This is a genomic window from Epibacterium sp. HA2-3 (genome assembly GCF_055693725.2).
In genome coordinates this window covers 974,463-1,000,802 of sequence record NZ_CM172490.1, presented here as the reverse complement: position 1 = coordinate 1,000,802, position 26,340 = coordinate 974,463, and the positions used below count along the sequence as shown (strand labels likewise).

24 protein-coding genes are annotated in these 26,340 nt (G+C 62.0%); 12 read left to right on the top strand and 12 right to left on the bottom strand.

From position 1 onward, the window contains the following. The first annotated feature begins 192 nt into the window (after nucleotides 1–192). From lptF to rsmA, 6 genes are all read left to right on the top strand, one after another. Complete coding sequence (lptF, locus tag ACZ1HH_RS04650) at nucleotides 193–1,332, top strand: LPS export ABC transporter permease LptF (RefSeq protein WP_472635994.1); 1,140 nt, start codon at nucleotides 193–195, stop codon at nucleotides 1,330–1,332. Next, nucleotides 1,329–2,435: an LPS export ABC transporter permease LptG gene (lptG, locus tag ACZ1HH_RS04645; protein ID WP_487320404.1), complete on the top strand. Its 1,107-nt coding sequence runs from the start codon at nucleotides 1,329–1,331 to the stop codon at nucleotides 2,433–2,435. Before lptF ends, lptG begins: the two co-directional genes overlap by 4 nt. Continuing rightward, nucleotides 2,419–4,614 (top strand): LPS-assembly protein LptD, encoded by a 2,196-nt coding sequence (locus ACZ1HH_RS04640; protein ID WP_472635993.1) that lies wholly within the window; start codon nucleotides 2,419–2,421, stop codon nucleotides 4,612–4,614. The genes lptG and ACZ1HH_RS04640 overlap by 17 nt, the downstream gene beginning before the upstream one ends. After that, nucleotides 4,599–5,873, top strand: a complete 1,275-nt coding sequence (locus ACZ1HH_RS04635; RefSeq protein ID WP_011538289.1) for a peptidylprolyl isomerase — start codon at nucleotides 4,599–4,601, stop codon at nucleotides 5,871–5,873. The genes ACZ1HH_RS04640 and ACZ1HH_RS04635 overlap by 16 nt, the downstream gene beginning before the upstream one ends. Further along, on the top strand, nucleotides 5,870–6,850 hold the full coding sequence (gene pdxA, locus ACZ1HH_RS04630) for a 4-hydroxythreonine-4-phosphate dehydrogenase PdxA (protein ID WP_472635992.1): 981 nt from the start codon (nucleotides 5,870–5,872) through the stop codon (nucleotides 6,848–6,850). The genes ACZ1HH_RS04635 and pdxA overlap by 4 nt, the downstream gene beginning before the upstream one ends. Nucleotides 6,851–6,999: 149 nt before the next feature. Then, nucleotides 7,000–7,842: a 16S rRNA (adenine(1518)-N(6)/adenine(1519)-N(6))-dimethyltransferase RsmA gene (gene rsmA / locus ACZ1HH_RS04625; protein ID WP_487320403.1), complete on the top strand. Its 843-nt coding sequence runs from the start codon at nucleotides 7,000–7,002 to the stop codon at nucleotides 7,840–7,842. 102 nt (nucleotides 7,843–7,944) lie between these two features. On the opposite strand, the gene ACZ1HH_RS04620 is transcribed toward rsmA, so the two are convergent. From ACZ1HH_RS04620 to prfA, 3 genes are all read right to left on the bottom strand, one after another. Beyond that, nucleotides 7,945–8,595 carry a DUF4167 domain-containing protein gene (locus ACZ1HH_RS04620; RefSeq protein WP_416368202.1) on the bottom strand — a complete coding sequence of 217 codons (651 nt, stop codon included), beginning with the start codon at nucleotides 8,593–8,595 and terminating at the stop codon, nucleotides 7,945–7,947. A 221-nt stretch (nucleotides 8,596–8,816) separates the two neighbouring features. Further along, nucleotides 8,817–9,653 carry a peptide chain release factor N(5)-glutamine methyltransferase gene (gene prmC / locus ACZ1HH_RS04615; protein ID WP_472635991.1) on the bottom strand — a complete coding sequence of 279 codons (837 nt, stop codon included), beginning with the start codon at nucleotides 9,651–9,653 and terminating at the stop codon, nucleotides 8,817–8,819. After that, nucleotides 9,650–10,702 carry a peptide chain release factor 1 gene (gene prfA, locus ACZ1HH_RS04610; RefSeq protein ID WP_487320402.1) on the bottom strand — a complete coding sequence of 351 codons (1,053 nt, stop codon included), beginning with the start codon at nucleotides 10,700–10,702 and terminating at the stop codon, nucleotides 9,650–9,652. The genes prmC and prfA overlap by 4 nt, the downstream gene beginning before the upstream one ends. Nucleotides 10,703–10,774: 72 nt before the next feature. Here prfA and ACZ1HH_RS04605 point away from each other — a divergent pair, with 72 nt between their 5' ends. Beyond that, nucleotides 10,775–11,104 carry a hypothetical protein gene (locus ACZ1HH_RS04605; RefSeq protein ID WP_416368200.1) on the top strand — a complete coding sequence of 110 codons (330 nt, stop codon included), beginning with the start codon at nucleotides 10,775–10,777 and terminating at the stop codon, nucleotides 11,102–11,104. 272 nt (nucleotides 11,105–11,376) lie between these two features. On the opposite strand, the gene speB (ACZ1HH_RS04600) is transcribed toward ACZ1HH_RS04605, so the two are convergent. From speB (ACZ1HH_RS04600) to ACZ1HH_RS04590, 3 genes are all read right to left on the bottom strand, one after another. Beyond that, complete coding sequence (gene speB / locus ACZ1HH_RS04600) at nucleotides 11,377–12,324, bottom strand: agmatinase (protein WP_011538282.1); 948 nt, start codon at nucleotides 12,322–12,324, stop codon at nucleotides 11,377–11,379. After that, nucleotides 12,321–13,286, bottom strand: a complete 966-nt coding sequence (gene speB, locus ACZ1HH_RS04595; protein WP_044026708.1) for an agmatinase — start codon at nucleotides 13,284–13,286, stop codon at nucleotides 12,321–12,323. The genes speB (ACZ1HH_RS04600) and speB (ACZ1HH_RS04595) overlap by 4 nt, the downstream gene beginning before the upstream one ends. A gap of 89 nt (nucleotides 13,287–13,375) precedes the next feature. After that, nucleotides 13,376–14,539 (bottom strand): M20 aminoacylase family protein, encoded by a 1,164-nt coding sequence (locus tag ACZ1HH_RS04590; RefSeq protein ID WP_472635990.1) that lies wholly within the window; start codon nucleotides 14,537–14,539, stop codon nucleotides 13,376–13,378. A gap of 62 nt (nucleotides 14,540–14,601) precedes the next feature. Here ACZ1HH_RS04590 and mazG point away from each other — a divergent pair, with 62 nt between their 5' ends. Then, nucleotides 14,602–15,444 (top strand): nucleoside triphosphate pyrophosphohydrolase, encoded by an 843-nt coding sequence (gene mazG / locus ACZ1HH_RS04585; RefSeq protein WP_472635989.1) that lies wholly within the window; start codon nucleotides 14,602–14,604, stop codon nucleotides 15,442–15,444. Here mazG and ACZ1HH_RS04580 read toward each other — a convergent pair. After that, nucleotides 15,431–16,345: a hypothetical protein gene (locus ACZ1HH_RS04580; protein ID WP_472635988.1), complete on the bottom strand. Its 915-nt coding sequence runs from the start codon at nucleotides 16,343–16,345 to the stop codon at nucleotides 15,431–15,433. The two genes, mazG and ACZ1HH_RS04580, sit on opposite strands and share 14 nt — an antisense overlap. A gap of 98 nt (nucleotides 16,346–16,443) precedes the next feature. Here ACZ1HH_RS04580 and ACZ1HH_RS04575 point away from each other — a divergent pair, with 98 nt between their 5' ends. Beyond that, entirely contained in the window at nucleotides 16,444–17,385 is a 942-nt protein-coding gene (locus ACZ1HH_RS04575; protein ID WP_011538277.1) for a nucleoside hydrolase, read from the top strand. Beyond that, nucleotides 17,382–17,831: a GNAT family N-acetyltransferase gene (locus tag ACZ1HH_RS04570; protein ID WP_011538276.1), complete on the top strand. Its 450-nt coding sequence runs from the start codon at nucleotides 17,382–17,384 to the stop codon at nucleotides 17,829–17,831. The genes ACZ1HH_RS04575 and ACZ1HH_RS04570 overlap by 4 nt, the downstream gene beginning before the upstream one ends. A 79-nt stretch (nucleotides 17,832–17,910) precedes the next feature. On the opposite strand, the gene ACZ1HH_RS04565 is transcribed toward ACZ1HH_RS04570, so the two are convergent. After that, nucleotides 17,911–18,522 carry a GNAT family N-acetyltransferase gene (locus ACZ1HH_RS04565; RefSeq protein ID WP_472635987.1) on the bottom strand — a complete coding sequence of 204 codons (612 nt, stop codon included), beginning with the start codon at nucleotides 18,520–18,522 and terminating at the stop codon, nucleotides 17,911–17,913. 125 nt (nucleotides 18,523–18,647) lie between these two features. Further along, nucleotides 18,648–19,925, bottom strand: a complete 1,278-nt coding sequence (eno, locus tag ACZ1HH_RS04560; RefSeq protein ID WP_472635986.1) for a phosphopyruvate hydratase — start codon at nucleotides 19,923–19,925, stop codon at nucleotides 18,648–18,650. A gap of 246 nt (nucleotides 19,926–20,171) precedes the next feature. On the opposite strand from eno, the gene ACZ1HH_RS04555 reads away from it, so the two are divergent. Next, nucleotides 20,172–21,410, top strand: a complete 1,239-nt coding sequence (locus ACZ1HH_RS04555; RefSeq protein ID WP_472635985.1) for an MFS transporter — start codon at nucleotides 20,172–20,174, stop codon at nucleotides 21,408–21,410. A 2-nt stretch (nucleotides 21,411–21,412) separates the two neighbouring features. Here the strand turns inward: ACZ1HH_RS04555 and ACZ1HH_RS04550 are convergent, their stop codons facing one another. Both ACZ1HH_RS04550 and ACZ1HH_RS04545 read right to left on the bottom strand, forming a co-directional pair. Then, nucleotides 21,413–22,306 carry a DMT family transporter gene (locus ACZ1HH_RS04550; protein ID WP_472635984.1) on the bottom strand — a complete coding sequence of 298 codons (894 nt, stop codon included), beginning with the start codon at nucleotides 22,304–22,306 and terminating at the stop codon, nucleotides 21,413–21,415. Between the two features lie 159 nt (nucleotides 22,307–22,465). Continuing rightward, complete coding sequence (locus ACZ1HH_RS04545; RefSeq protein ID WP_416368192.1) at nucleotides 22,466–22,882, bottom strand: Fur family transcriptional regulator; 417 nt, start codon at nucleotides 22,880–22,882, stop codon at nucleotides 22,466–22,468. A gap of 430 nt (nucleotides 22,883–23,312) precedes the next feature. On the opposite strand from ACZ1HH_RS04545, the gene ACZ1HH_RS04540 reads away from it, so the two are divergent. Next, entirely contained in the window at nucleotides 23,313–24,644 is a 1,332-nt protein-coding gene (locus ACZ1HH_RS04540; protein ID WP_472635983.1) for a DEAD/DEAH box helicase, read from the top strand. A 255-nt stretch (nucleotides 24,645–24,899) separates the two neighbouring features. Here the strand turns inward: ACZ1HH_RS04540 and ACZ1HH_RS04535 are convergent, their stop codons facing one another. After that, complete coding sequence (locus ACZ1HH_RS04535) at nucleotides 24,900–26,318, bottom strand: protein adenylyltransferase SelO (RefSeq protein ID WP_487320401.1); 1,419 nt, start codon at nucleotides 26,316–26,318, stop codon at nucleotides 24,900–24,902. Nucleotides 26,319–26,340: the final 22 nt, after the last annotated feature.

Here is a 26,340-nt window from a genome sequence, read left to right as displayed (position 1 = left end):
TCGCCGTTCAGACATCGCGGCGATCGTCCCCTAACAGGTAGCGGCTGGTGGTCCCGAATACCAGTGCGGCAGCACGTCAATTGAAATCCTTGCCCATCCGACATCTGGCGCGGAAGATTGCAGTTTTCCCCTTCGCACAATTCCTCTAAGGTCCTGCGAACAATTCGATCGCAAGATCTATGGGGGGATCGAGTGTCACGCTACGACAGATATGTGCTGTCGCAATATCTTTTGTTCTTTGGCTTTTTTGCCTTGATTCTGGTGGCCGTGTTCTGGATCAACCGGGCCGTAAGCCTGTTTGACTGGCTCATTGGCGATGGCCAAAGCGTTCTCGCGTTCCTCGAGATCTCTGCGCTGAGCCTGCCGAACCTTGTGCGCATGGTGCTCCCGCTGGCCGCGTTTGCGGCGACGGTCTGGGTCACCAACCGGCTGAACTCTGAGAGCGAATTGACGGTATTGCGCGCAACCGGCTCAAGCCCGTGGCAACTGGCCCGTCCGGCCATGGTCTTTGGGCTGTTGAGCGCGGCGATGATGTCGGCCCTGAGCCTGTTTCTCTTGCCGGCCTCGCTTGCGCAAATGCAGTTTCGCGAGGCGGAACTCTCGCGCAGTGTCAGCGCCAAGCTGTTGAATGCCGGGAATTTTCTTCATCCCAGCGCGGGCATCACGTTTTTCATCGGCTCGATTGAGCCGGATGGAACGTTGCAGAATGTATTCCTCACGGATCAGCGCGACCCCTCTGTGGAAATCACATACACCAGTGATCGCGCCTATCTGGTGCGTGAAGACGACGAAGCCCACCTGATCCTTGTGGACGGGCTCGCGCAGCGCAAAGAGGCCCATAACGATCGTCTTTCGACCACGGCGTTCTCGGATTTTTCATATCCGCTTGGGGATCTGTCGCCCGCACGCGCTGCAGGCGCGCGCCCGCTGCGCAATATTCCCACGCTTGATCTGCTGCGCGAACGCGCAAGCATCACCGAAGAGGAAGGCCATAGCGCCGGGGCTCAGGCCGAAGAGTTGCACCTGCGTTTTGCGCGAGCGGCGGTGACCTTTGCTGTCGTGATGATCGGGGTCTCGACCCTTTTGATGGGGGGCTTCAGTCGCTTTGGGATCTGGAAACAGGTGCTTGGGGCCTTTGTGCTGTTGATCCTGATCGAAGGCATGCGGGGGGTCGTTGCCGACCCGGTACGGGAAAATGCGGCGATGTGGCCGCTCATTTACCTGCCCGCGACGTTGGGCGTAATGATTTCGGTTCTGTTTCTGCATCTGGCGACGCGGCCACAGGCCCTGATGCGGCTCACGAGGCGCAAGACGCAGGAGACAGACGCATGATCCTTGATCTCTATTATGCCCGCCGCTTCCTGCAATGGTTCATGGTGATCGCCGCCGTCCTCATGAGTCTGGTGATGCTGATCGACCTCAGCGAACAATTCCGCCGCTTTGACGCGCAAGACCTGCAGTTTGGGCAGTTATTGGAGCTGACACTGCTCAATGCGCCCGCAGCCTTTAGCGAGTTCCTGCCGCTCATCATGATCCTGACCACGATTGTGCTTTTTGTCGGCATGGCACGCAGCAGCGAGCTGGTGGTCACGCGCGCGATCGGGCGCTCGGGCATTCGGGCCCTCGTGCCGCCAGTGGTGGTGGCGCTGGTGCTGGGGGGGCTTGCGGTCAGCACGCTCAATCCCATCGTTGCGGCGACCACAAACCGGTTTGAGACCCTCTCGGAAAGCTACCGCCAGACCGGTGGCCCCGCCGCAGTTTCGCTGAGCGGAGAAGGCCTTTGGCTGCGTCAGGGGGGACAGAACGGACAATCGGTTATTCACGCTGCCAATTACCGGGGCGATGCCGAGAACCTCTATCTCTACGATGTTTCGATCCTGACCTACGCGCCCGATGGCGGCCCAACGCGGCGAACCGTTGCCGCCGAAGCGCGCCTTGAAGGCGATGATTGGGTGCTGCGCGATGCAAAAGTCTGGCAGCTGATCCTTGGTGTGAACCCCGAACGCAGCGCCAAACGCTATGACGAGCTGCGCCTGCCCACCACGCTCACCAATGAGCGCATTCGCGACACGCTTGGCTATGCGGAGGGGATTTCGATCTATGACCTGCCCCAGACGATCCAGTCTCTCTCCGAGGCCGGTTTTTCAACCACCCGTTTCCAGGTCTGGCTGCAAGTCGAACTGGCACGCCCCCTGTTTCTGGTGGCGATGGTGCTGGTGGGCGCTGCCTTTACCATGCGCCACACCCGCCTTGGCGGGACTGGCGTTGCCGTGCTGACCTCGGTTCTCCTGGGGTTTGCGCTTTACTTTGTCCATAATTTCGCGCGGATATTGGGCGAAAACGGGCAGATTCCGATCTTGCTGGCCGCCTGGGCGCCGCCGGTGGCCTCGATACTATTGACGATGGGATTGCTCCTGCATGCCGAAGACGGTTGAATTGAAGAAACGGCGGCGAGGCGCGCTGCTGCGGACGGTGGTGCCCCTGTGGTTGGCGCTTGCGGCAGCGCCCGCCCTGGCGCAAAACGCGACCTCTGCACAGGAAACCCCAGCCCCGGCGATGCTGGTGGCGGACCGGGTATTTGTATCCCCCGACCGCAAGCTGGTAGCCGAAGGAAATGTCGAGGCATTTCAGGGCGATATCCGCCTTCAGGTGCGGCGCATCTCTTATGATCGCCAAACCGGCATCCTTCAGATGGAGGGGCCGATCCGCATCGACCAGAGCGGCTCGATCACGGTACTCGCCAATGCCGCCGAGCTGGACAGTGAATTGCGCAATGGCATACTGCGTGGGGCGCGGATGGTGTTTGATCAGCAGGTGCAGCTCGCAGCCCTGCAGATGACCCGCGTCGAGGGGCGCTATTCGCAGCTCTACAAGACCGCCGTGACCTCTTGCCATGTTTGCGAAGATGGCAGCCCCCCGCTCTGGCAAATCCGCGCCGAGCGCATCACCCATGATCAGGCTGAGCGCCAGCTCTATCTGGAGGGTGCGCAGCTGATGGTGAAAGATGTTCCGGTCTTTTACTTTCCCGCACTGCGCCTGCCAGACCCGACACTCGAGCGGGCAGATGGCTTTCTGGTGCCCTCGCTCTCCAGTTCCTCGACGCTTGGCGTAGGGGTGAAGATCCCCTATTTCAAAACAATCGGCCCGCACAGAGACCTCACCATCACGCCCTACCTGTCGGAGAAGACCAGAACGCTCGACCTGCGCTACCGTCAGGCCTTTCGCAACGGCCAGATCGAGATCACCGGCGCCTTCAGCCGCGATGACATTCAGCCTGATGATGGCCGGGGCTACCTCAGCCTGCGCGGCGCCTTCGACATCCCGCGAGACTTCAAGCTGAGCTTTGATCTGAACACTGTCTCGGATGACGGATACTACGCGGACTATGACATCTCTGACACCGACCGCATTCGCTCCGAAATCTCGCTGATCCGGGTGCGGCGCGACCAGCTGATCGAAGGCAAGATCTCCAACTACAAAACCCTGCGCGACGCCGAGAACCAGGACTTCATTCCCTCGACCATCGTGACCGGCACCTTCGAGCAGCGCCTCTTTCCCAGGGCCGTTGGCGGCGAGCTCCGTCTGCGGCTCAACGCCTCGCAATTCAGACGCGAATCCTCGCTTGATGCCACCCTCACAGATGCTAACGGGCGCGACATGAGCCGGGTTTCCGCCGATGCCACCTGGCTGCGCAGCTGGATTTTGCCCTGGGGGATTGAATCGGTCTGGACCGCCGGGATCGGGATCGACAGTTTTGCGCTGTCAGATGATGCAGCCTTTGACAATGATGCCACCCGCGTCACGCCCAAGGCGGCGCTGACCCTGCGCCGCCCGATGACGCGCCAGACCGCATCAGGGGCGGTTCAGGTGCTCGAGCCCATCGTGCAGCTTGGCTGGACCCATGTGAATGGCGACGACACCCCGAATGAGGCCAGCAATATCTCCGAGTTCGATCAGGGCAACCTGATGGCGCTCTCGCGGTTCCCCGAATCCGACGTGCGCGAGGATGGCGAGACGTTTGTTTATGGCGTGAACTTTGCGCATTTCGACACCTCCGGCTGGTTTGCAACAGGTACCATTGCGCAGATCCACCGCGATCAAGCGCAATCGGGCTTTACCTCCTCCTCGGGGCTGGATGGCCGCAACTCCAACGTCTTGGTGGCGGGGCAGCTGGGCCTGCGCAACGACCTGACGCTGACCGCCCGAACCCTCTTTGACGAGGAGTGGTCGGTGACCAAGGCAGAGTTTCGCGGCGATCTGGAACGTGACCGGGTCAGTCTTGCAGGGAGCTATCTTTGGCTGCAGGCCGACGCGAGCGAGAACCGCACTGAAGAAACCTCGGAACTCTGGTTCGATGGCACCTATGACTTGAACCAGACATGGCGCGCGGGCGCCAACATGCGCTACGACATCACCGATGGGCGCGCGACCCGTGCGGGTCTTGGCCTCACCTACAGCAATGAATGCGTGACACTCGACCTATCGCTCAGCCGTCGCTATACCTCGACGACAAGTGTTGAGCCATCAACGGATTTCGGATTTACACTGTCGCTCAACGGCTTTTCCGTCAAAAGCGGCAACACAACAAGCAGGCGATCATGCAGCAAAACCTAACCTTCCGCCAGATTTCGCTGGCCCTGATCAACTGGACCCGTCGCGCGAGCTACGCAGCAGGTCTGGCGCTTGCCATTGCCGCGGCTGCCCCGGCGGATCTTCAGGCACAGGGGCTGTTCTCGCCCGCGATCACCGTCAACGAGGATGTGATCACCACCTATGAACTGGAGCAACGTGCCCTTTTCCTGAGCGTTCTGGGCTCGGTGCAGGGCGATCCGTTTGAAACCGCTCGCGATGATCTGATCGAGGATCGGCTCAAGCGTCAGGTCATGAAAGACGTGGGCCTGACCCTCAGTGAAGAAGAAGTCACCGAAGGCATGCGCGAGCTTGCGCAGCGTGCCAATCTGACGCTCGAGGAGTTTCTCGCCAGCCTGAACCAGGCCGGTGTCGCCCCGGAAACCGTGCGTGATTTCACCACAGCAGGTCTTGGCTGGCGCGAGTATGTCCGCGGCCGGTTCCTGTCGCAGGCCCGCCCCTCCGAAGCCGAGATTGATCGTGCCATGGGCACCGCTGGCTCCGGCAGCGTTCAGGTGCTGCTGTCTGAAATCATCCTTCCCCTCACGCAAGAAAACGCCGCACAGGTTCAGGATCTTGCGATCCAGATCTCCGAATTGACCCGCGCCGAGGCCTTCGCCGCCTCCGCCGCACAATTCTCTGCCGCCGACAGCCGCACTGACGGCGGACGCCTGCCGTGGATGTCGCTCTCTCGCCTGCCTCCGCAGCTGCAGGAAGTGGTCCTCGGGCTGGAACCCGGCGAGATCACCCAGCCCTTGCCCATGCAGGGTGCCATCGCGATCTTCCGCATGCGTGGTCTGCGCGAGGTGGACGGGCGCAGCGCGACCTACGCCGCGATTGATTACGCCACCTACCGCATCCCCGGTGGGCGCAGCCCCGAGGCGCTTGCGCGCGCCACTGAAATCCGCGACGAGATCGACACCTGCGATGACCTCTATGGCATCAACAAAGGGCAAGACCCCGATCGTCTGTTCCGCGGCAGCGAGGCCCCCGGTGCAATCCCACAGGATATCGCGCTGGAACTCTCTCGCTTCGACGAGAATGAATCCTCAGCGACGCTCACCCGTGACAACGGCCAGACGCTTCTGTTTGTGATGCTCTGCGGCCGCACCAGCGAAGTTGTCGCCTCGCAGGAAAACGCCCGTGTCGCTGTGGCCAACGCTCTTGTGCAACAGCGCCTGAATGAACTCGCCGAGGCCCATGTCGAACAGCTGAAGGCCAACGCCCGGATCGATTTCCAATGACAGGCGCGCCGCAGGTCATTGCGCTCTCCTGCGGCGAACCTGCCGGGATCGGACCGGAAATCGCTGTCGCCGCATGGGATCAACTGCGCGCGGACTGCCCCTTCGTCTGGATCGGCGATCCGCGTCACCTGCCCTCATCCCACCCTTGGCAATCCGTCTCTGCCCCCGCAGAGGCGTTGCAAGTCAGCGCAGATGCGCTGCCGGTATGGCCCTTGGAATTTGCCGGAAACACCACCAAGGGCGAGGCCGACCCGCAAAACGCAGCAGGTGTGATCCAATCGATCAAGACCGGTGTGGAGCTTGTAACTTCGGGCAAGGCCGCAGCGCTCTGCACGGCTCCGATTCACAAAAAAGCGCTGATTGATGGCGCCGGCTTTGCCTATCCCGGCCACACCGAGTTCCTCGCAGCCCTCGGAGGGGTCGACCATGTGGTGATGATGCTGGCCAGCGCCGCTCTGCGGGTGGTGCCAGCCACCATCCACATCCCCCTCAGTGCGGTGCCCAAGGTCCTCACACCGGACCACCTGCGCCGCGTCATCACCCTCACAGACCGTGGCCTGCGCGACCAGTTCGGCCTCACCACCCCGCGCATCGCCGTCACTGGCCTCAACCCTCATGCAGGCGAAGGCGGGGCCATGGGCCAGGAAGAAGGCGACTGGATCGAAGCACTGATCCGCGAGATGCAGACCGAAGGCTACCGGCTCACCGGTCCGCATCCGGCAGACACATTGTTTCACGCCGCCGCCCGCGCGCGCTATGACGCGGCCATCGCCATGTATCACGATCAGGCGCTCATCCCGATCAAGACGCTCGACTTCGACAAGGGCGTCAATGTCACCCTTGGCCTGCCCTTCATCCGCACGTCCCCCGATCACGGCACCGCGTTCGACATCGCTGGCAAAGGTCTTGCCAATCCCTCCAGCCTCATCGAAGCCCTGCGTCTGGCGCAAACCATGGCCAAGACCCGCCAGCCCTGATCTCTTCTTCTAACCCCAAATATCCCGGGGTGTTTGAGGGGCAGCGCCCCTCATCCCAAGTCAAACCTGCGCGCAGGGAAGCCCCTGCGCACCTTTGGGATACAAATCCCGCTTTCCAGATGCCCGCGCGCGCCTTATGAAGCTCCCTCATGAGCGCTATCGACAATCTCCCCCCGCTGCGTGAGGTCATCGCGACCCACCAGCTCTCGGCCCGCAAATCGCTGGGTCAGAACTTTCTTCTGGATCTGAACCTGACCGCCAAGATCGCGCGTCAGGCGGGTGATCTCACAGGCTGCGACGTCTTGGAGATCGGCCCCGGCCCCGGCGGCCTCACACGCGGGCTTCTCAGCGAAGGCGCGCGCAAGATCCTCGCCATCGAAAAAGACCAGCGCTGCCTGCCCGCCCTGGAGGACATCGCCGCCGCCTATCCGGGGCGGCTCGAGGTCATCAACGGGGACGCGCTGGAGATCGACCCGCTGGCGCATCTGACGCCGCCGATCCGCGTCGCCGCCAACCTGCCCTACAATGTCGGCACCGAACTTTTGGTGCGGTGGCTCACCCCAAAAGAGTGGCCCCCGTTCTGGCAGAGCCTCACTTTGATGTTTCAGCGCGAAGTGGCCGAGCGCATCGTTGCGCAACCTGGTTCCAAAGCCTACGGGCGGCTGGCAATCCTTGCGCAGTGGCGCGCCGAGGCCAGGATCGCCCTCTCGCTGCCCCCAGGCGCCTTTACGCCACCGCCAAAGGTCTCGAGCGCCGTGGTCCATCTGACGGCCCTGCCAGAGCCCCGCTACCCAGCCGATGCCGCGATCCTGAGCCGCGTGGTTGCCGCCGCCTTCAATCAGCGTCGCAAGATGCTGCGCGCCGCTCTCAAAGGCGTCTCTCCCCAGATCGAAGACCACTTGAACGCCGCAGGTATTCCGCCAACCGAACGCGCCGAGCAGGTCAGCCTTGAGGCCTTCTGCGCCCTTGCCCGTAGTTTGGAGAAGGGCTGATCCAGCGCACTCTTACGGCCCGCCCCGACCATTGCGCCGGACATGAAAAAACCCCCGCAGCGCCTGCTGTGGGGGTTTTTTCTGATCTGGATTGATCTCGGCTTATTCCGCCGCTTCCTGCGGCTCGTCCGGATTGGGCTTTGGTTTGGGCTTGGCGCGGCTGCGCTTGGGCTTCGCCTCTGCCTCTGGTTTCGCCTCGCTGTTTTCGCCCTCTTTGGGTGCGGCAGGCTTGCGGCTGCGCGGCTTGCGAGCGGGGGCTTTCTTGGCGGGCGTAGCCTCGCCCTCAGAGGTTTTCCCTTCGGGGGTCTCGACAAGTCCGCTGTCGTCTTGTGCTTCCTGGACCGGTGCCTCACGCGGGTCAGCGATCTCGGGCTGCGGGCCATCTCCTGCTGCGGCCTCGGCGGCTTCGCGCTCCTGACGTTCCAGACGCTCTGCACGTTCACGATCGCGTTCGGCCTGGCGTTCGCGGTTCTGGCGCTCCTGCTCCTCACGCTTGGCTTCGATCTCGCGCTGTGCCTCATTCAGCATGCGCAGGTAATGCTCCGCGTGCTGCTGGAAATTCTCGGTCGCAACACGGTCATTGCCAAGTTGCGCGTCGCGGGCAAGCTGGTTGTATTTGTCGATGATTTGTTGCGGCGTTCCGCGAACCTTGCCCTCGGGTCCCGAGCTGTCGAACACGCGGTTGACAACATTGGCCCCATTTGGACGATTACGGTTCGACTTTGAACGCGAACGTGATTTTGACGATCTCATATGCCTAACGTCAGCCTTGGTTCTAATTGTCGAAGACCGCGTACCGCGCTTCCTGCGCATGGGCCTGCGAACGTTTTTGGGCTTGGCGTCGCCGAGAGGTTGACTAACGTCCTCTTGCAACAGCGACATCTTGAGTAACCACGTTCCTTTGTCACAAACAAGGGGGCACAGGGAGTTTTTTGGCTCTTTTTGTCAAAATTGAGCGCTATTGACGCGGCACGTCACGCATTTCGGCCAAAAACGACCCGATCCCGGCCATCCAGGTCCGGCAGCACGCTGACATCGCGAAGCCCCGCTTCGTGCATCATCTGCGCAACAGCCGGACCTTGCGTGGGGCCGATTTCCACCATCACGCGCCCATTTGCTGCGAGATGCGGCGCAAGCCCTGCACAGATTTGCCGATACGCGCTGAGGCCATCCGCCCCATCCGTGAGCGCCATTTGCGGTTCATGATCGCGCACCTCTGCCGAGAGCCCATCCATTTCTTCAAGCGCAATATAAGGCGGGTTGGAGACAATCAGGTCAAACTGCCCTTCAACAGCGGAAAACCAGCTCGACTGGCGGATGTCGGCACGCGCCTCGACGCGGTGCAACACCGCATTGGCGCTGGCCTGAAGACAGGCGGCTTCACTGAGGTCCACGCCAAGGCCGCGCGCGCGCTGCTGCTCTGCCAAGAGCGTCACCAGAATGCAGCCCGACCCCACCCCAAGATCCAGCACCCGCTCGAACGGCTCTGCAAGCGCCGCTTCGATTAGGGTTTCGGTTTCGGGACGCGGGTCCAGAACATCGCCAGAGACCTTGAAGCGGCGGCCATAAAAATCCCGCTCGCCCACGAGATGCGACACGGGAACCCGGATCGCGCGCAGGGAAATCAGCTGGTCATAGCGTTCGGCCACCTCATGCGAGAGTTCCTCGGGCGCGATCAATGTGACCCGCGCCGCCTCAATCCGCGCGGCATGCGCCAACAGCACCCGCGCATCGCGCGCAGGGTCCTCTACCCCCGCCGCTCGCAGGCGCGCCGTTGCCGCCACCATGGCTTGTGCGGCGGTGGTGCTCATTGCCCCATCTCCGCCAGGAGTTTCGCCTGATGCTCGGAGATCAGCGCGTCAATGATTTCATCCAAGTCGCCGCCCATGATCTGATCGAGCTTATAAAGCGTGAGGTTGATCCGGTGGTCCGACATCCGCCCCTGCGGGAAGTTATAGGTCCGGATACGTTCCGAACGATCTCCCGATCCCACCTGTGAAGCCCGATCCGCAGAGCGTTCCGTGTCGATACGCTGGCGTTCAAGGTCATAGAGCCGGGTCTTCAGCACCTGCATTGCGATCTCGCGGTTGCGGTGCTGGGATTTTTCCGAGCTGGTGACCACCAGCCCGGTCGGCAGGTGGGTGATCCGCACCGCCGAGTCGGTGGTGTTGACGTGCTGCCCCCCCGCGCCCGAAGCCCGCATGGTGTCGATGCGCAGATCGTTTGCGTCGATCTTGATGTCCACATCCTCGGCCTCTGGCAGCACCGCCACAGTCGCCGCAGAGGTGTGGATGCGCCCGCCGCTCTCGGTCACGGGCACCCGCTGGACCCGATGCACGCCGCTTTCATACTTGAGCCGCGCGAAGACCCCGTCGCCATTGATCCGCGCCACCAGTTCCTTGAGCCCGCCGAGTTCGGAGGCCTGTTCTTCGATGACATCCACTTTCCAGCCCTGCGTCTCCGCATAGCGGCTGTACATGCGATAGAGATCCGCAGCAAAGAGCGCCGCCTCGTCACCGCCCGTGCCGGGTCGGATCTCGAGAATGGCGGCGCGGCTGTCGGCCTCATCCTTGGGCAAAAGCGCGAGTTGCAGCGCATGCTCTGCCTCCGGAAGTGCGGCCTTCAGGGTCGGTATCTCTTCCTCTGCGAGCGCCTTCATGTCCGGGTCGGCCAGCATTTCTTCGGCCTCGGCCAGATCGCTCAACAGCTGCTGATAGGCGCTGATCTGCTCGACCACCGGGCGCAGCTCGGAATATTCCTTGGCCAGCTTGGAGATATCCCCCCCTGCCCCATCCGCCATCGCGGCCTCGAGGTACTGGTAGCGTTGCAGAATCTGTTGCAGCCGGTCTTCGGGGATCATGTCTTGGCGTATCTCACTGTTGGGCGCGCGTCAGGCTTTGGCGCGGGGCTGCATTTGTGATAGGCTAGAGGCATGAAACATGCCAGTGGTCTTGTCCGATTTGCTGCCCGCGCCGCACATACGGCGGCTGTAGCGGTGAGCCTGCTGATTGTGGCAACGGGGGGTGGCGCCCACGCGGATGTCGTCGGCCCCGGCGGCAAGACCATAGATTGCTATTGCACCGACAAACAGGGCGCGCGGATTGAGCTTGGGGAAACCATCTGCCTGCAGGTGGATGGGCGCATGTTCATGGCGCAGTGCCAAATGTCGCTCAACGTACCGATGTGGCGTAAGGTTCAGGAGGGCTGCCTTTCGGCCTCAAACCGCCTGAGCCCGCTGCCCGCGGTGATGCCGCGCCTTTAGGGTCGCTCGCAACACCTGTCCGGGCGCCCTGGGGCACCCGCGCAGATCCCCCAAGCCATTGCTTTCGAAAAAACCGGCGCCACGCCCTGCAAGCCGTTGCAGCACGAATGATCAGGGAAGATCTGGACGCGCCACCGGCGGGCATTCACCCCACGCGCGGCCCAACACAGGCTGATCGGCTCTGCTGATCCAGCAACAGGCGGGAGCCTCTCCGCCCGGCGCACCTAGCCCCTGCTCACCCGGCGGTGATGATACGCGCGACCTTTGACGCGTTACGCCCTATCCCGTCCGGGCAGGATGCACAGCATCTCATAGATCAGATTGGCTGCTACAAGCGCCGTATTCCCCGAAGGGTCATAGGGCGGCGAGACTTCAACAAGATCACAGCCCACGACATTAAGCCCCTTGAAGGCGCGGATCAGCTCCAGCGCCTGCATGGTGGTCAGCCCGCCGATTTCCGGCGTGCCGGTGCCCGGCGCAAAGGCGGGATCGAGACTGTCGATATCATAGGAGATATAGACCGGACGCCCGCCAATATCGCGACGGATTTCCGCCCCCATATTGTGCAGCGATCGGTTCCAGAGCTCGGAGGCGACAAAGTGCTGAAAGCCCCAGCTCTGCGGCTCTTTGAAATCATCCGGTCCATAGCCGGTACCGCGCAGACCGATCTGATAGACTTTATCCGCCTCCAAAAGCCCCTCTTCATAGGCGCGGCGGAACACGGTGCCGTGGGTTTCGCGTTCGCCAAACATCTCGTCATTGACGTCCGCATGGGCATCCACATGGATCACCGCAACCGGGCCATACCTGCGCGCCATCGCCCTGAGGATCGGCAGGGTGATCGAGTGATCGCCCCCCATCGCAAAGGGAAGCACGCCCGAACCGAGGATCGCGTCATAGCTGTCTTCGATGATGCGCAGCGACTCTGCAAGGTTGAACGTATTGATCGCCAGATCGCCAATATCGGCAATGTTGAGCGCATCAAAAGGCGCAGCCCCGGTGGCCATGTTGTACGGGCGGATCATCGCGCTCTCGGCGCGGATCTGCTTGGGCCCGAACCGCGTCCCGGAACGCCAGGAGGTGCCAATATCCATCGGCACACCCAGCACCGCCACATCCAGACCCTCTAGCGAGGTGGCCTGCGGCAGGCGCATAAAGGTGCCCGGCCCCGAGAACCGCGCCAGATCATTGCCGCTGATGGGTTGATTGAACTCGCTCATCGTCCTGTCATCCTCCAGCCCAGAAGGCAGATAATACTCATGGCCACATGGGCGCCCGCGATGGCGGTGGCGCCGGTGGTGTCAAAGGGGGGCGAGACTTCGACGACGTCGCCGCCCAGAATGTTGATGCCGCGCAACCCCTTGAGGATCGCCTCTGCCTGCGCCGAAGTGAGGCCACCCCAGACCGGGGTGCCAGTGCCCGGCGCATAGGCCGGATCGAGGCAGTCAATGTCAAAGGTCAGATAGACCGGCCGGTCGCCCAGCACCTCGCGGATGCGGCGCGCGGTCTCGACCGGGCCGATCTCATGCACCGTGGGGGCATCGATAGTCGGCACGCCCAGATTGTCCTCATTGGTGGTGCGAATGCCCACCTGCACCGAGGTCGCCGGATCGATGATGCCGGATTTCACCGCCTTGTAGAACATCGTGCCATGATCCACGCGGCTGAAATCATCATCCGCCCAGGTGTCGCTGTGAGCATCGAAATGCAAGAGCGAAACAGGCCCGTATTTCTCGGCATAGGCCTTGAGGATCGGGAAGCTCACATAATGGTCGCCGCCAATCGCCACCGATGCTGTATCGGTGGCCAGAATACCGCGGATATGATCCGTGAGCGTGTCGGGAAAGGCCGGAACATTGGCATAGTCGAAGGCCAGATCGCCATAGTCCACGATTGCCAGCTCGCTTGCAGGGCAAATATCCCAGCCATAAGGCGCATCGGGGCTTTGCAGGGCCGAGGCCTCGCGCACCGCGCGCGGACCCAGCCGTGTGCCGGGGCGGTTTGTCACCGCCTGATCAAACGGAATACCCGTCACGGCGATATCCGCGTGGGTCAGATCCTTGGTGTAGCGACGCCGCAAAAACGACGTGGCCCCTCCAAAAGTGTTCTCAAAGCTGAGACCCTTAAGGTCCTCGCGCGTAAATGCCTGATCTACCTGCGTTTTTGCGTCTTCCAGCGCCATTTTGGACTGCTCCCTGTTCTCGGGTTCTGCTGACGTCCTAGCCAATGCAGGCGGGCTTGTCATCCGAAAGCCCGCCCCACATCGCGATTTCAACCCGCTGGCTGTGCTTTCTCCACCAGACGGGCAAAGAACGATGCCCCAAGAGGCGAGATCTCATCGTTGAAGTCATACTCAGGGTGGTGCAGCCCCGCCGAATCCCCCTGCCCGAGGAACAGGTAGGCGCCCGGACGGGCCTCCAGCATATATGAGAAATCCTCAGCCCCCATCTCGCGCCCCGCATCGCCCTGCACATTGGCCTCGCCCGAGATGTCGCGCGCGACATCGGTGGCAAAAGCCGCCTTTTCCGCGTCGTTGATCGTGGCGGGATAGCCGACCTCGTAATCCAGCTCCGCTTCCACCCCATAGGCCACGGCGCAGCCTTTCACGATCTCGTCAAAGCGCGCCATGACCATCTTTTGCACATTGGGATTGAAGGTACGCACCGTGCCGTTGATATAGGCGGTTTCCGGGATCACATTGTCGACGGTGCCGGTGTGGATCTGAGTGACGGAAATCACCAGATCCTCGGTAGCCTGATGGTTGCGGCTGACGATGGTCTGGATCGCTTGCGCCATGCCACAGGCGGCCATCACCGGATCACGGGTTTCATGCGGCATTGCGCCATGGCCACCCAGCCCTTTGATGTTGATGGTAAACTCATCCACCGCCGCCATCAAAGCGCCCGGCGTTGTCATGAAATGCCCGACCGGCAAGCCCGGCGCATTGTGCAGCGCGTAGACCTCCTTGATGTCAAAGCGCTCCATCACGCCCTCTTCGACCATGATCTTGGCGCCGCCGATGATCTCTTCGGCGGGCTGGAACAACAACGCCACGCGGCCTTTGAAATTACGCGTTTCCGCCAGATATTTCGCCGCCCCGAGCAACATGGTGGTGTGCCCGTCATGGCCGCAGGCATGCATTTTGCCGGGGGTCTGGGATTTGTAGTCGAGGTCGCGCACCTCGGTGATCGGCAGCGCGTCCATATCGGCGCGAAGCCCAAGTGTTGGCCCGTCGCCCTGACCGTTGATGATCGCCACGATCCCGTTCTGCGCAATACCGCCGTGGATCTCATCTACGCCGAATGTCTCAAGGATCTCAGTCACATATGCAGCGGTTTTTACTGTGTCCAACCCCAGTTCGGGGATCTGGTGCAGGTGGCGACGCCAGGTCTTCATGTCTTCGGCAAAATCAGCGATGCGGTTCACGACCGGCATGGGGTGGACTCCTGTCAAATAGTCGGGATGATGCAGCAGACACGAAAACGCAGGCAGGTGCAATGAGCGACGACAGCTTGATCCACGATGAAACCGCAGGCATCGAACGGCTCCTGGAAATCATGCGCCGCCTGCGCGATCCGGAGGGCGGCTGCCCTTGGGACATCGAGCAGGATTTTGCCTCCATCGCGCCCTACACCATCGAAGAGGCCTATGAGGTCGCCGACGCCATCGAGCGTGAGAAATGGGACGAACTTAAGGGTGAGTTGGGCGATCTCTTGTTCCAATCCGTCTTTCACGCACAAATGGCTGCCGAAGCCGGGCATTTCACCTTTCAGGATGTGGTCACAACCATGTCCAACAAGATGGTGTCGCGGCACCCGCATGTTTTTGGCGACGAGAGCCGCGATAAATCCGCCGAACAGCAAACGCAGGACTGGGAGACCATCAAGGCCGCCGAGCGCGCCGCAAAGGCCGAGACTGGCGCGCTGGATGGTGTCGCGGTGGGCCTGCCGGCCTTGCTGCGCGCCTACAAGCTGCAAAAACGCGCGGCGCGGGTGGGGTTTGACTGGCCCTCGGCACAGAATGTGCTTGCCAAGATTGCCGAGGAATCCGCCGAACTCGTCGAGGCGCGCGACACGCTCACTCAGGATGAGGTCGAAGAGGAATTCGGCGATCTTCTATTTGTGATGGCCAATCTCGGTCGCCACCTCGGCGTCGAACCAGAGGCGGCCCTGCGCCGCACCAACGCGAAATTCACCCGCCGCTTCAAGGCGGTAGAGGCAAAGCTGGCAGAACGGGGCAAGCGCGCCGAAGACAGCAACCTTGAGGAAATGGATGCGTTTTGGGACGCGGTCAAAGCCGAGGAGAAAGCGCGCAAGGGCCAAGACTCTAAATCAGAGTAAGCCCCGGTTCCTTGGCGATCTCTGACAGATCGCGCTCGTAGCGCATTGAGAAGGCGCGCAATTCCCGCGGTGTAAACTCAGTGAGCCCCAAGGGTGTCGCGTCATCGCGCCACTCTGCAAGGGTGGCGCGCCACGCTTTGCGCGAGAGTTTCTCGCCGGTGGCATAGCGCGCCTGCAACGCGCTCAGGGCGCGGTCCGTGGCACTGATGTTCAATGACGTGCTGGGCTGCATCAAGGCCACCTGCGCCAGATCCGGAGCCAGCTCTCGCAACAGATCGACCCGCTTCGGGCGGGCCTCATGTCGCGCCACAATCAGCTTTGCAGGCTCCAGGATGTCGCGCACCTCCCGCAGCACCTCAAGCCAGCCGCGATCCATCGCCAGATAGGACGAAACGGCACCTTCGAAATCCGTCACGATCGTTTCTTCCATCCGTTTGCGAATACAGGAACGAAAGAACGGCCCATAATCGCGCACCACCAGCAGCACAGCGGCCGCAGGCCCCTCCATCGCCTGACGCAGCGCCCGCAGCCGCTTGGCGCAGGCGGGATAGAACAAGGCCTGTTGAAAATGAGACATACTGCCGAGAATGTTCTCTTCCGACAAAAGGACCTTCTGATCCGGCGCCGGGGCGATGTCTTGCGTCAGGTGCTGGCGCGCGGCCTCGGCCATCCGAGCCTCCGCCTCGGCGCCATGGCGCGGCTGCGGCAGGCGCAGAGCAAGCTGCCCCGCCCGGATACCATCGCGCGCGGGAAAAGCGACGCCATAGCCCGCGTCGGCCAAAGCGGCGCGGTTTTCATGCAAACAGAGCTGAAACGAGCTGCTGCCCGTGCGATGCGCCCCGAGATGAAGAAAATACTGCCGCGCCATTAGATCTGCACTCTGTTGATTTTTTTCACTCATATCAGGCGCATTCCAACTTGTCTCCCCGATCGGCTGGTGGACAAACCGGGTTCGGGCTGCGAGGGTCCGCGCATCACCTCGAGGAGCGCCCAAATACCATGCCCGCCCGCAAGATCATCATTGATACCGACCCCGGACAGGACGATGCGGTTGCCATCCTTCTGGCCCTTGCCTCGCCCGAGAACATCGACCTTCTGGGCATCACGGCCGTTGCCGGAAACGTGCCGCTGGAGCTGACCCAGAAAAACGCCCGCATCGTCTGCGAGGTCGCCAAGCGTCAGGATGTCAAAGTCTTTGCAGGCCGCGCCGCCCCACTCGAACGCCCTCTGGTGACCGCAGAGCATGTCCACGGGGGCACTGGCCTCGACGGCCCGGAGCTGTTTGATCCCGAGATGCCGCTGCAGGATCAAAACGGGGTCGATTTCATTATCGAGACCCTGCGCCGCGAACCGGCTGGCACGGTCACCCTCTGCCCGCTTGGCCCTCTTACAAATATCGCGGCCGCCTTTCGGGCTGCGCCGGATGTGGTGGAGCGTGTGCAGGAAATCGTCCTTATGGGCGGCGCCTATTTTGAGGTGGGCAACATCACCCCCGCCGCCGAGTTCAATATCTACGTCGACCCCGAAGCTGCGCATGAGGTGCTCTCTTCCGGGATCAAGATCACTATGATGCCGCTTGATGTGACCCACAAGGCGCTGACCACCCGTGCCCGCGTCGAAGCCTTTCGCGCGCTGCAAAGCCCCGTGGGCGCGTTCACCGCCGATATGCTCGATTTCTTTGAACGCTTCGACGTGGAGAAATACGGCTCCGAAGGCGGCCCGCTGCACGACCCTTGCGTGATTGCCTACCTCATCGACCCTGCTCTCTTCAGTGGTCGCCATATCAACGTCGAGATCGAGACCGCTTCCGCCCTCACCCTTGGCATGACTGTGGCCGATTGGTGGGGCGTGACCGATCGACCGGCCAATGCTCTTTTCATCGGCGACATAGATGCCGATGGGTTCTTTTCGCTCCTCACCAACAGGCTGGCCCGCCTATGAGCGCCTCTTTGCATCTGGCCCGCCCCGAGGACCTGGAGAAACTCCTGCCGCTGGTTCAGGGTTTTCACAGCGAAGAAGGTATTCAAAGCGACGACGCCCAGCGCCGCGGTGCGCTCCTGCCCCTGCTTGAGGGCATACCTTACGGCGCCATCTACCTCATCGGCCCCACCCGCGCGCCCATCGGCTACATAATCGTCACCTTCACCTGGTCGGTGGAATTTGGCGGTCTCGATGGGATGATCGACGAATTCTTCATCCGCCCCGCCGTGCGTGGTCGCGGCATCGCCACCGAAGTGCTCTTCGCCCTGCCCCGCACCCTGGCCGAAGCGGGCGTTCGCGCCCTGCATCTTGAGGTAGATCGCGACAATGACGCCGCGCTGAGACTGTACAAGCGCGCCCGTTTTACCGCACGCGACCGCTACCTCCTGATGAGCCGCACGCTCTGAGCGTCCTTCATCTTTTCAAAAATACCTCGGGGGTGCGAGGGGTTGGCCCCTCGACTGCCCGGTCTAGCAGTCGATCAGCCTAGCGCTGGATAAGCGGCACATGTGCCGCTGCGGTCTTGGGGATCAGCCCGGTCAGCCGGGGATCTTCTGCAATCTCGACCGCTCGTCCATAAGGCACGAATCCCGAGCGCATATAGAATCCAAGCGCCTGTGGGCTATCGAGGGTGCAGGTATGGACAAAGAACCGCGAGATCTCCCGCGAAAACGCCCGCGCGGTGGCATGCTCCATCAACCAACGCCCAACGCCAGCGCCGATCAGCTCTTTGGAGAGGCCAAAAAACGACAGCTCACAGTCGCCATCCTGCATCCACTCCAGCTCCAACAGCCCCAGATCCACCCCCTGTTTCTGTAGGGACCAAACCTCGACCCGATCAGAGGCGAGATGCGCCGCAAGCGCTGCATCGTCCCACATCAGACGCGAGAACCACAGGTAGTCCTCTCCCACCAGGCGATAAAGCACGCGGTACCACTCCACATCAGGCGCATCATGGCGCAACAAACGCAGCCCGGGCGGCGTCTCCAGCCCCTTGATCGGCGGCGGTGTCTTCATCTCGAGATAGGTCACAACAGAGGCCAGCGTGCCCGCAGGCAGATCACTGATACCCTCCGGCAGGGCTGGGTTGGCCGCCATGGCATTCCTCCAAGAATTTTGTATCCAATCCACCCTCCTTACGAAGCCCCGTTCCTTGCGGCAACCCCAAAGAAAAACGCCCCGGTGTGACCCGGGGCGCATGGTTGGTCGGCTTTGAGAAGGCGTTAGCCCTTCAGGATCGAACGACCCGCATATTCCGCGATTTCACCGAGGGTTTCCTCGATCCGGATCAGCTGGTTGTATTTTGCAAGCCGGTCAGAACGCGCCAGCGAGCCGGTCTTGATCTGACCACAGTTGGTCGCCACGGCGAGATCGGCGATGGTGGCGTCCTCGGTCTCGCCCGAGCGGTGCGACATAACATTGGTATAGCGCGCACGATGCGCCATATCGACCGCCTGCAGCGTCTCGGTGAGCGAGCCGATCTGGTTCACTTTGACCAGCATGGAGTTCGCACAGCCGCGCTCAATGCCCTCTGCCAGACGCACCGGGTTGGTCACAAAGAGGTCGTCCCCAACGAGCTGCACCTTGTCGCCGATCTGATCGGTCAGCGCCTTCCAGCCGTCCCAATCATCCTCGGACATGCCGTCCTCGATCGAAATGATCGGGTAGTCATTCACCAGCGCGGCGAGATAGGCCGCGTTTTCCTCAGAGGTCAGGGTCTTGCCTTCGCCCGACAGCACATATTTGCCGTCCTTGTAGTATTCGGTCGCCGCGCAATCGAGCGCGAGATAGATCTCCTCGCCGGGTTTGTAGCCTGCCTTCTCGATGGATTTCAGGATGAAATCCAGCGCTTCACGGCTGGAGGCGATATTGGGAGCAAAACCACCCTCATCGCCGATCCCTGTCGACAGCCCCGCCGCCGACAGCTCTTTTTTCAGCGTGTGGAACACTTCAGAGCCCATGCGCACCGCGTCGCGGATGTTTTCCGCGGCCACCGGCATGATCATGAATTCCTGGATGTCGATGGGGTTGTCGGCATGCTCGCCGCCATTGATGATGTTCATCATCGGCACCGGCAGGATGCGCGCCGCAGCGCCACCCACATAGCGATAGAGCGGCTGGGTGGTGAAATCGGCGGCAGCCTTGGCCACGGCCATAGACACGCCAAGGATCGCGTTTGCGCCGAGGCGGCCCTTGTTCTCGGTGCCGTCGAGTTCAATCATCGCGCGATCGATAGAGACCTGCTCGGTCGCATCAAAGCCCACCAGCTCATCAGCGATTTCGCCATTGACGGCCGCAACGGCCTCAAGGACACCCTTGCCCATGTAGCGGGATTTGTCGCCGTCGCGTTTCTCCACCGCCTCATAGGCACCGGTCGAAGCGCCCGATGGCACGGCCGCGCGGCCCATGATGCCGTCCTCGAGAACGACATCGACTTCGACGGTGGGGTTGCCCCGGCTGTCGAGGATCTCGCGGGCGTGAATGTCGATAATGGTGCTCATCGCAAATGGTCCCTCACTGTGACACGATTTGCCCCCGGTCATAGCAAGCCCGCGCAAAAAGTAAACCGGAAGCGTTATCGCTAACGGCTCTTATTCGAGAGGTTTATCCCTAACATCGGGAATTTTTCTGCATAAGCCGTCGCCCCCTGGCTCATGGCGCGACAAAAAAGACGCGCCGTCCACGCGATACCGCAAGATGATAGCGCTCACCCTTGCGTCAGATCCTTAACAGGTAAAGCTGTCGCCATGGCTGCCCCCCTGCGATTCCACGAATTTCTATTGCGCAACGCCCCCTATCTTTCGGCAGGGGTCTTGCTGACGTTCCTGTCGAGCTTTGGTCAGACCTTTTTCATCTCGGTATTTGCCGGGCCTATTCAGGCAGAGTTTGGTCTGAGCCACGCCGGATGGGGTGCCATCTACATGGTGGGGACCACGGCCTCTGCACTTGTGATGGTGGCGGCAGGTGGTCTGTCGGATGTGCTTCGGGTGCGCCAGCTTGGGGCCTTTGTGCTCTGTGGGCTGGCGGCGGCCTGCGTACTGATGGCGCTCAATCGCAACTATTGGGTCCTGCCGCTCTCTGTCTTTGCGTTGCGCTTTTTTGGACAGGGTATGAGCACTCATCTCGCGGTGGTCGCCATGGCGCGCTGGTTTGTGGCCACGCGCGGACGGGCTCTGTCGATTGCGGCTCTGGGCGTATCCCTTGGTCAGGCGCTGCTGCCGCTGATCTTTGTGGCGTTGATGGTGCGCTTTGACTGGCGCATGCTCTGGCTTCTGAGCGCGGCGATCTGTCTGCTTGGCGCGCCGTTGCTCTTGCGTCTGTTGTCACAAGAGCGCACACCGCGTGCCACCTCTCAGGATGTGAGCAGCACCGGCATGGACAACCGCCACTGGTCCCGTGTCGAGGTGCTGCGCACGCCGCTCTTTTGGCTGATGGTGCCATCCATTCTGGGCCCGGCGGCCTTTTCGACCGCATTCTTCTTTCATCAACTCCATTTCGCCACCACCAAAGGCTGGAGTCTGTTGGAGCTGGTGGCCTATTTCCCGTTTTTCACAGTGATGTCCGTTCTTTCCATGCTGGTTGCGGGCTGGGCACTGGATCGCTGGGGCGCGGCGCGGCTGATGCCGCTCTATCAGCTGCCAATGGTTGCGGCTTTTGCGATCTTTGCCACCACCGCCAGCGGTATCGGCATGGCAGCGGGTTTCCTTGCAATGGCGCTCTCGGTAGGCGCGCATGCGGTACTGCCAAGTTCGTTCTGGGCCGAGGCCTATGGCACGCGCTATATCGGCGCGATCAAATCGCTGGTCATGGCGGTGATGGTCTTTGGCACCGCGATCGGCCCGGGCCTGACCGGAGCGCTTATCGACCTCGGGATTGATTTCGACGCCCAAGGCTACGGTATCGCAGTCTATTTCATGCTGACAACACTCTGCATCTGGGTCGGCGTGCGCGGCGCGCGACAGCGCTTGACCCCACGCGCAGCCTGATCTCAGACGGGCTGTGCCGCCAGTCGCGCGGCCTGACGCGCCAGACGGCGCTCGCGCACAAAGGTATAGAGCCCGGTTGCGATAATCAGCCCGGAGCCGAGCAGCGTCATCGCGTCAGGGCGCTCCGAAAACACAATCGCGCCGCCAATCATGGAAAACACCAGTCGCGAGTAGCGAAACGGCGTGATGACAGCGGCATCTGCAATCCGCGTGGCGGTGACGATGCCATAGTAGGCGATCACCCCAAAAAGCGTCCCCCCCGCCAGCATCGCCCATTCAAAGGACGTTGGCGCAACCAGCGTTTGCGGTGTGAACATCAGCATCACCCCGCCGGCGACAACCACCGCGAGGTAGGCCTGTACGCTCACCACGGAGGAAGGAATGCTCGCAGGCATCCGCCGTGTCATCAGATCGCGCGCCGCCACAAAGAACACCGAGATCAATACCAGAAGCGCGTTGGGCTCAAACCCGTCAAGGCCGGGGCGAATGATGATCAAAACCCCCATGAAGCCGACAAAAATCGCGCTCCAGCGCCGCCAGCCGACCTGTTCCCCCAGAAACAGCGCAGCCCCCATCGTGATCGCCAGCGGCGTCGCCTGAAACACGGCCGCCACCACCGAGATGTCCACCAGCGCCAGCGCGGTGGCAAAGCTCATGGCCGCGCCCCCTTCGGCCAATGCGCGCAGCACGGGCATGCTCTGCCAGGCCTCCCGGGTCCAGAGGCGCTGCTTTTGCAGGCGCAGCGCCACATAGAACAACAGCCCAGCCCCCAGCCCGATGAACACCAGGATCTGCCCCACCGACAGGCTACCGGAGAGCTGTTTGATAAAGAGATCCTCGACGGTGAAGCCGACCATCGCGACCAGCAGCAGCAAAATACCTTTGACATTATCCATGGGCGTGCGTCCTTGGCGGGGCGTTGAATACACCCCAGCCATGGCGCGATGCGACCACATGACGCAAGCGTGAAATCGCACCTGCCTCAGCAGAAGTTGTGAGGTTTTCTATTCACGATGGTGATGAGACCCGCAGGCTGCGACCCAAACCGCGCCCGCTCAGCTGCCCTTTTTGATCGGCACGCCATAGAGTTCGAGCTTATGACCGCGCAGCTCGTAGCCGAGCTTTTTGGCGATGCGTTCCTGCAGCTCCTCGATCTCCGGATCACAGAATTCGATCACCTCGCCCGTGTTCAGATCAATGAGATGGTCGTGATGATCGCGGTCGGCATCCTCATAGCGCGCCCGGCCATCGCCAAACTCCAGCCGTTCCAGAATGCCTGATTCCTCAAAGAGTTTGACGGTGCGGTAGACCGTCGCCAGCGAGATCCCCGAATCCTGCGCATTGGCGCGCGCATGCAGCTCTTCGACATCGGGGTGATCGTCGCTTTCCTCCAGAACACGCGCAATGGTGCGGCGCGGGCCGGTCATACGCAGGCCATGGGCCTCACAGCGCGAGATTATCGTGTCGGTCATGCCTGATCTGTCCCTGTCGTTCGATGCGGGGTCCCTTGCTTGGCGTTTCTTTTTAGCGAATGCAAGACGCATAGCAAACAGCCATCTTGCCCGCACACCATTGACATTTCACCCACACCACGCCATGTGCCCCTCAGGCATACCCTCTGCCGCGTGAGCAGAGATCCGAGCGGGCCCGTCGCAAGCGACATGGCCACCCTGCCCCAAACCGCCGCTGCACTCTTGCAAGCGCGGGGCATGTTAACCGGATCTTGTCGGGGATGCCATGGTTCCAAGATCACGCGTGGGGCTAGTTGCGGCAGATCGACCGAACGGCATGCGGCCGTCTGGGTCTGAGGTCTCCGCCCCACTGAATGATCGGGTATGCGGCATCTGGCCCTGCCCGAAACGGTTGCGCGCCTCGAGGCTGCAGCCGTCGAAAGGACTTTGAATGACCGAATTCTCCTCTATGGACCTGCCCAAGCACCTGCACACCCGCATGGAAGCGATGGGGTTCAATACACCCACCCCGATCCAGGCGCGCGCCATTCCCCATGCGCTGAATGGTCAGGACGTGTTGGGCCTGGCCCAGACCGGCACCGGCAAGACCGCGGCCTTTGGCGTGCCGCTGGTGGCGCAGATGCTCGAATATGGTCGCAAGCCTGCGGCCGGTACAGTGCGCGGCCTGATCCTCGCTCCGACCCGCGAGCTGGCCAATCAGATCGCAGAGACCCTGCGCGGCCTCACCGAAGGCAGCCCGCTGAAGACCGGGCTCGTCGTGGGCGGCGTGTCGATCAACCCGCAGATCCACCGCCTGTCCAAAGGCACCGACATTCTGGTGGCGACCCCCGGCCGCCTGCTCGACATCCTCGACCGCAAGGCGCTGGATCTGGGATCTTGCGACTTTCTTGTTCTTGATGAGGCCGATCAGATGCTCGACCTCGGGTTCATCCACGCCCTGCGCAAGATCGCGGCCCTCCTGCCCGAAGAGCGCCAGACCATGCTGTTCTCGGCCACGATGCCCAAGCAGATGAACGAGATCGCAAACGCCTATCTCAAGAGCCCCGTGCGCATCGAAGTGACCCCTCCGGGCAAACCCGCCGCCAAGGTCACGCAATCGGTACATTTCATCGCCAAGGCGGAAAAGCTGAGCCTTCTCAAAGAGCTGCTCTCTGCCCATGACGGCGAGCGCACGCTGGTCTTTGGCCGCACCAAACATGGCATGGAAAAGCTGATGAAGGTGCTGGACAAGGCAGGCTTCAAGGCAGCCGCGATCCACGGCAACAAGAGCCAGGGCCAGCGCGAGCGCGCGCTGAAAGCGTTCAAATCGGGCGAAATCACCGTGCTTGTGGCCACCGATGTGGCCGCGCGCGGGCTTGATATTCCCGATGTGAAATACGTCTACAACTACGAGCTGCCCAATGTGCCGGATGCCTATGTGCACCGCATCGGCCGCACCGCACGTGCAGGCAAAGACGGTCAGGCCGTCGCCTTCTGTGCGCCGGATGAGATTGGCGATCTGAAGGCGATCCAGAAAACCATGGGCATCACCATCCCCGTGGCCTCTGGTCGCGCCTGGGAAGAGCTGCCGGACCCCGCAGCCAAACCCGCACGCGGTGGCGGACGCGGTCGCCCCGGCGGCGGTGGCCGTGGCAAAGGCGGTGGCAAGCCTGGCGGCGGTCGTCGTCGCTTTGGTGGTGGCAAATCCGCAGCCCCCTCGGGGGGCGCAGGCGAATCCCGTGGTGCCGCTGGTGCCGGTGGACGGCAGCGGCGCAAGTCCTGATCGACCTTGGTGCCACTCACCTGTCTTTGTCAGGGAAAGGCGGCGCCAGCACATCTGGTTGATCGCAAATGAGAAATCGCAACGCGGGCTCAAGACAGCGATCTTGAGCCCGCGTTTTTTAGCCCGGCATGTCTCAGCGCTTGTTCCGTACTGCTCGGCCAACATCAAGAACGGCCTGCGCCCCGGGCGACGCGCAACGCGGCGCAAACGCTCCTGTTACAGAAACAGTCCTCGAACCGCCAAAACCTGAGCGGGCTAGGTGCCGCAGAACGTCGCCTGCACCACCTCATCCTCCGCTGGCGGGCGGCGCAGATCGGCATAGTCCTCCCGCGCCTCAAACGGGTGCGACAGCGCATCCATCAGACGTTCAAACGGAGCATAATCTCCCCCGACGGCTGCAGCGATCATCTGCTCAATCCGGTGATTGCGCGGGATCAGAACCGGGTTGCTGCGCGCCATGAGCGCCTCCGGGTCCGCTTCCCGCGACAGGCGGTCCTTCCAGCGGCTCTCCCAGACATCAAACGCCTCGGGCTGCAGAAACTGATCCCGCGCGGTGCCGTCCAGCAGCCCCCGGAAGGTATTGGTGAAATCCGCCTGCCCCTGCGCCATTATCCCCAAGAGATCCGACACCAGTTCCAGATCGCCCTCTGCGACCTCCCGAAGGCCGATCTTGGCGCGGAACCGCCGCAGCCAAGCGTCCTCCAAGAGCTCCGGCATCGCATGCACGATCTCGGTGGCCTCTTCCAGTACGCTTTCGGGATCGTCCTCAAGCTGGATCAGCGCCGTCGCAAGCTGTGCGAGGTTCCACACCGCGATTTGTGGCTGGTTTCCATAGGCATAGCGCCCTGTCCGGTCGATCGAGGAAAACACCCGATTGGGGTGATACACGTCCATAAAAGCGCAGGGTCCGTAATCGATCGTCTCTCCCGCGATCGAGGAGTTGTCCGTGTTCATTACCCCGTGGATGAAGCCAACACTCATCCACGCCGAGACGAGCTCCACCTGGGCGTCCCGCACGGCCCGCAACAGACCAAGCGGGCCCTGGGCCTCTGGGTAGTGGCGCGCAATGGCATACTCCGTAAGGCTGCGCAGCGCCTCCGTGTTGCCCCGCGCCGCAAAGATCTGAAAGGTGCCAACACGCAGATGACTGGAGGCCACCCGCGTCAGCACAGCCCCCGGCAATCCACCCTCGCGCCAGACCGTCTCGCCTGTCTCAACCGCTGCAAGGGCGCGGGTGGTCGGAATGCCCAGCGCATGCATCGCTTCTGAAACCACATATTCGCGCAGCACAGGACCCAACCAAGCGCGCCCATCCCCTCGGCGGGAATAGGGCGTGGGGCCAGAGCCCTTGAGCTGAATGTCACGGCGCAGACCGTCGGTCCCAACCACCTCGCCCAAGAGCACCGCGCGCCCGTCGCCGAGCTGGGGATTGTAGGTGCCGAACTGATGCCCGGCATAAAGCTGCGCCAAAGGGTCAGCCCCCCGGGGCAGCTCGTTGCCGCCAAAAACCCGGGCGAGCTCCGCGTCCGTGCCTCGCGCGATCCCCAAAAGAGTCGCAAGCGCGTCGTTGAAGGCCAGAAGGCGCGGCGCCTTTACCGGCGTGGGCGCCTGTCGCGTGTAGAACTCAGGCGCGAGTTGCGCGTATGTATTGTCAAACGGGATATCGAGGGTCATGGGGCAAACATATGGTGACCCA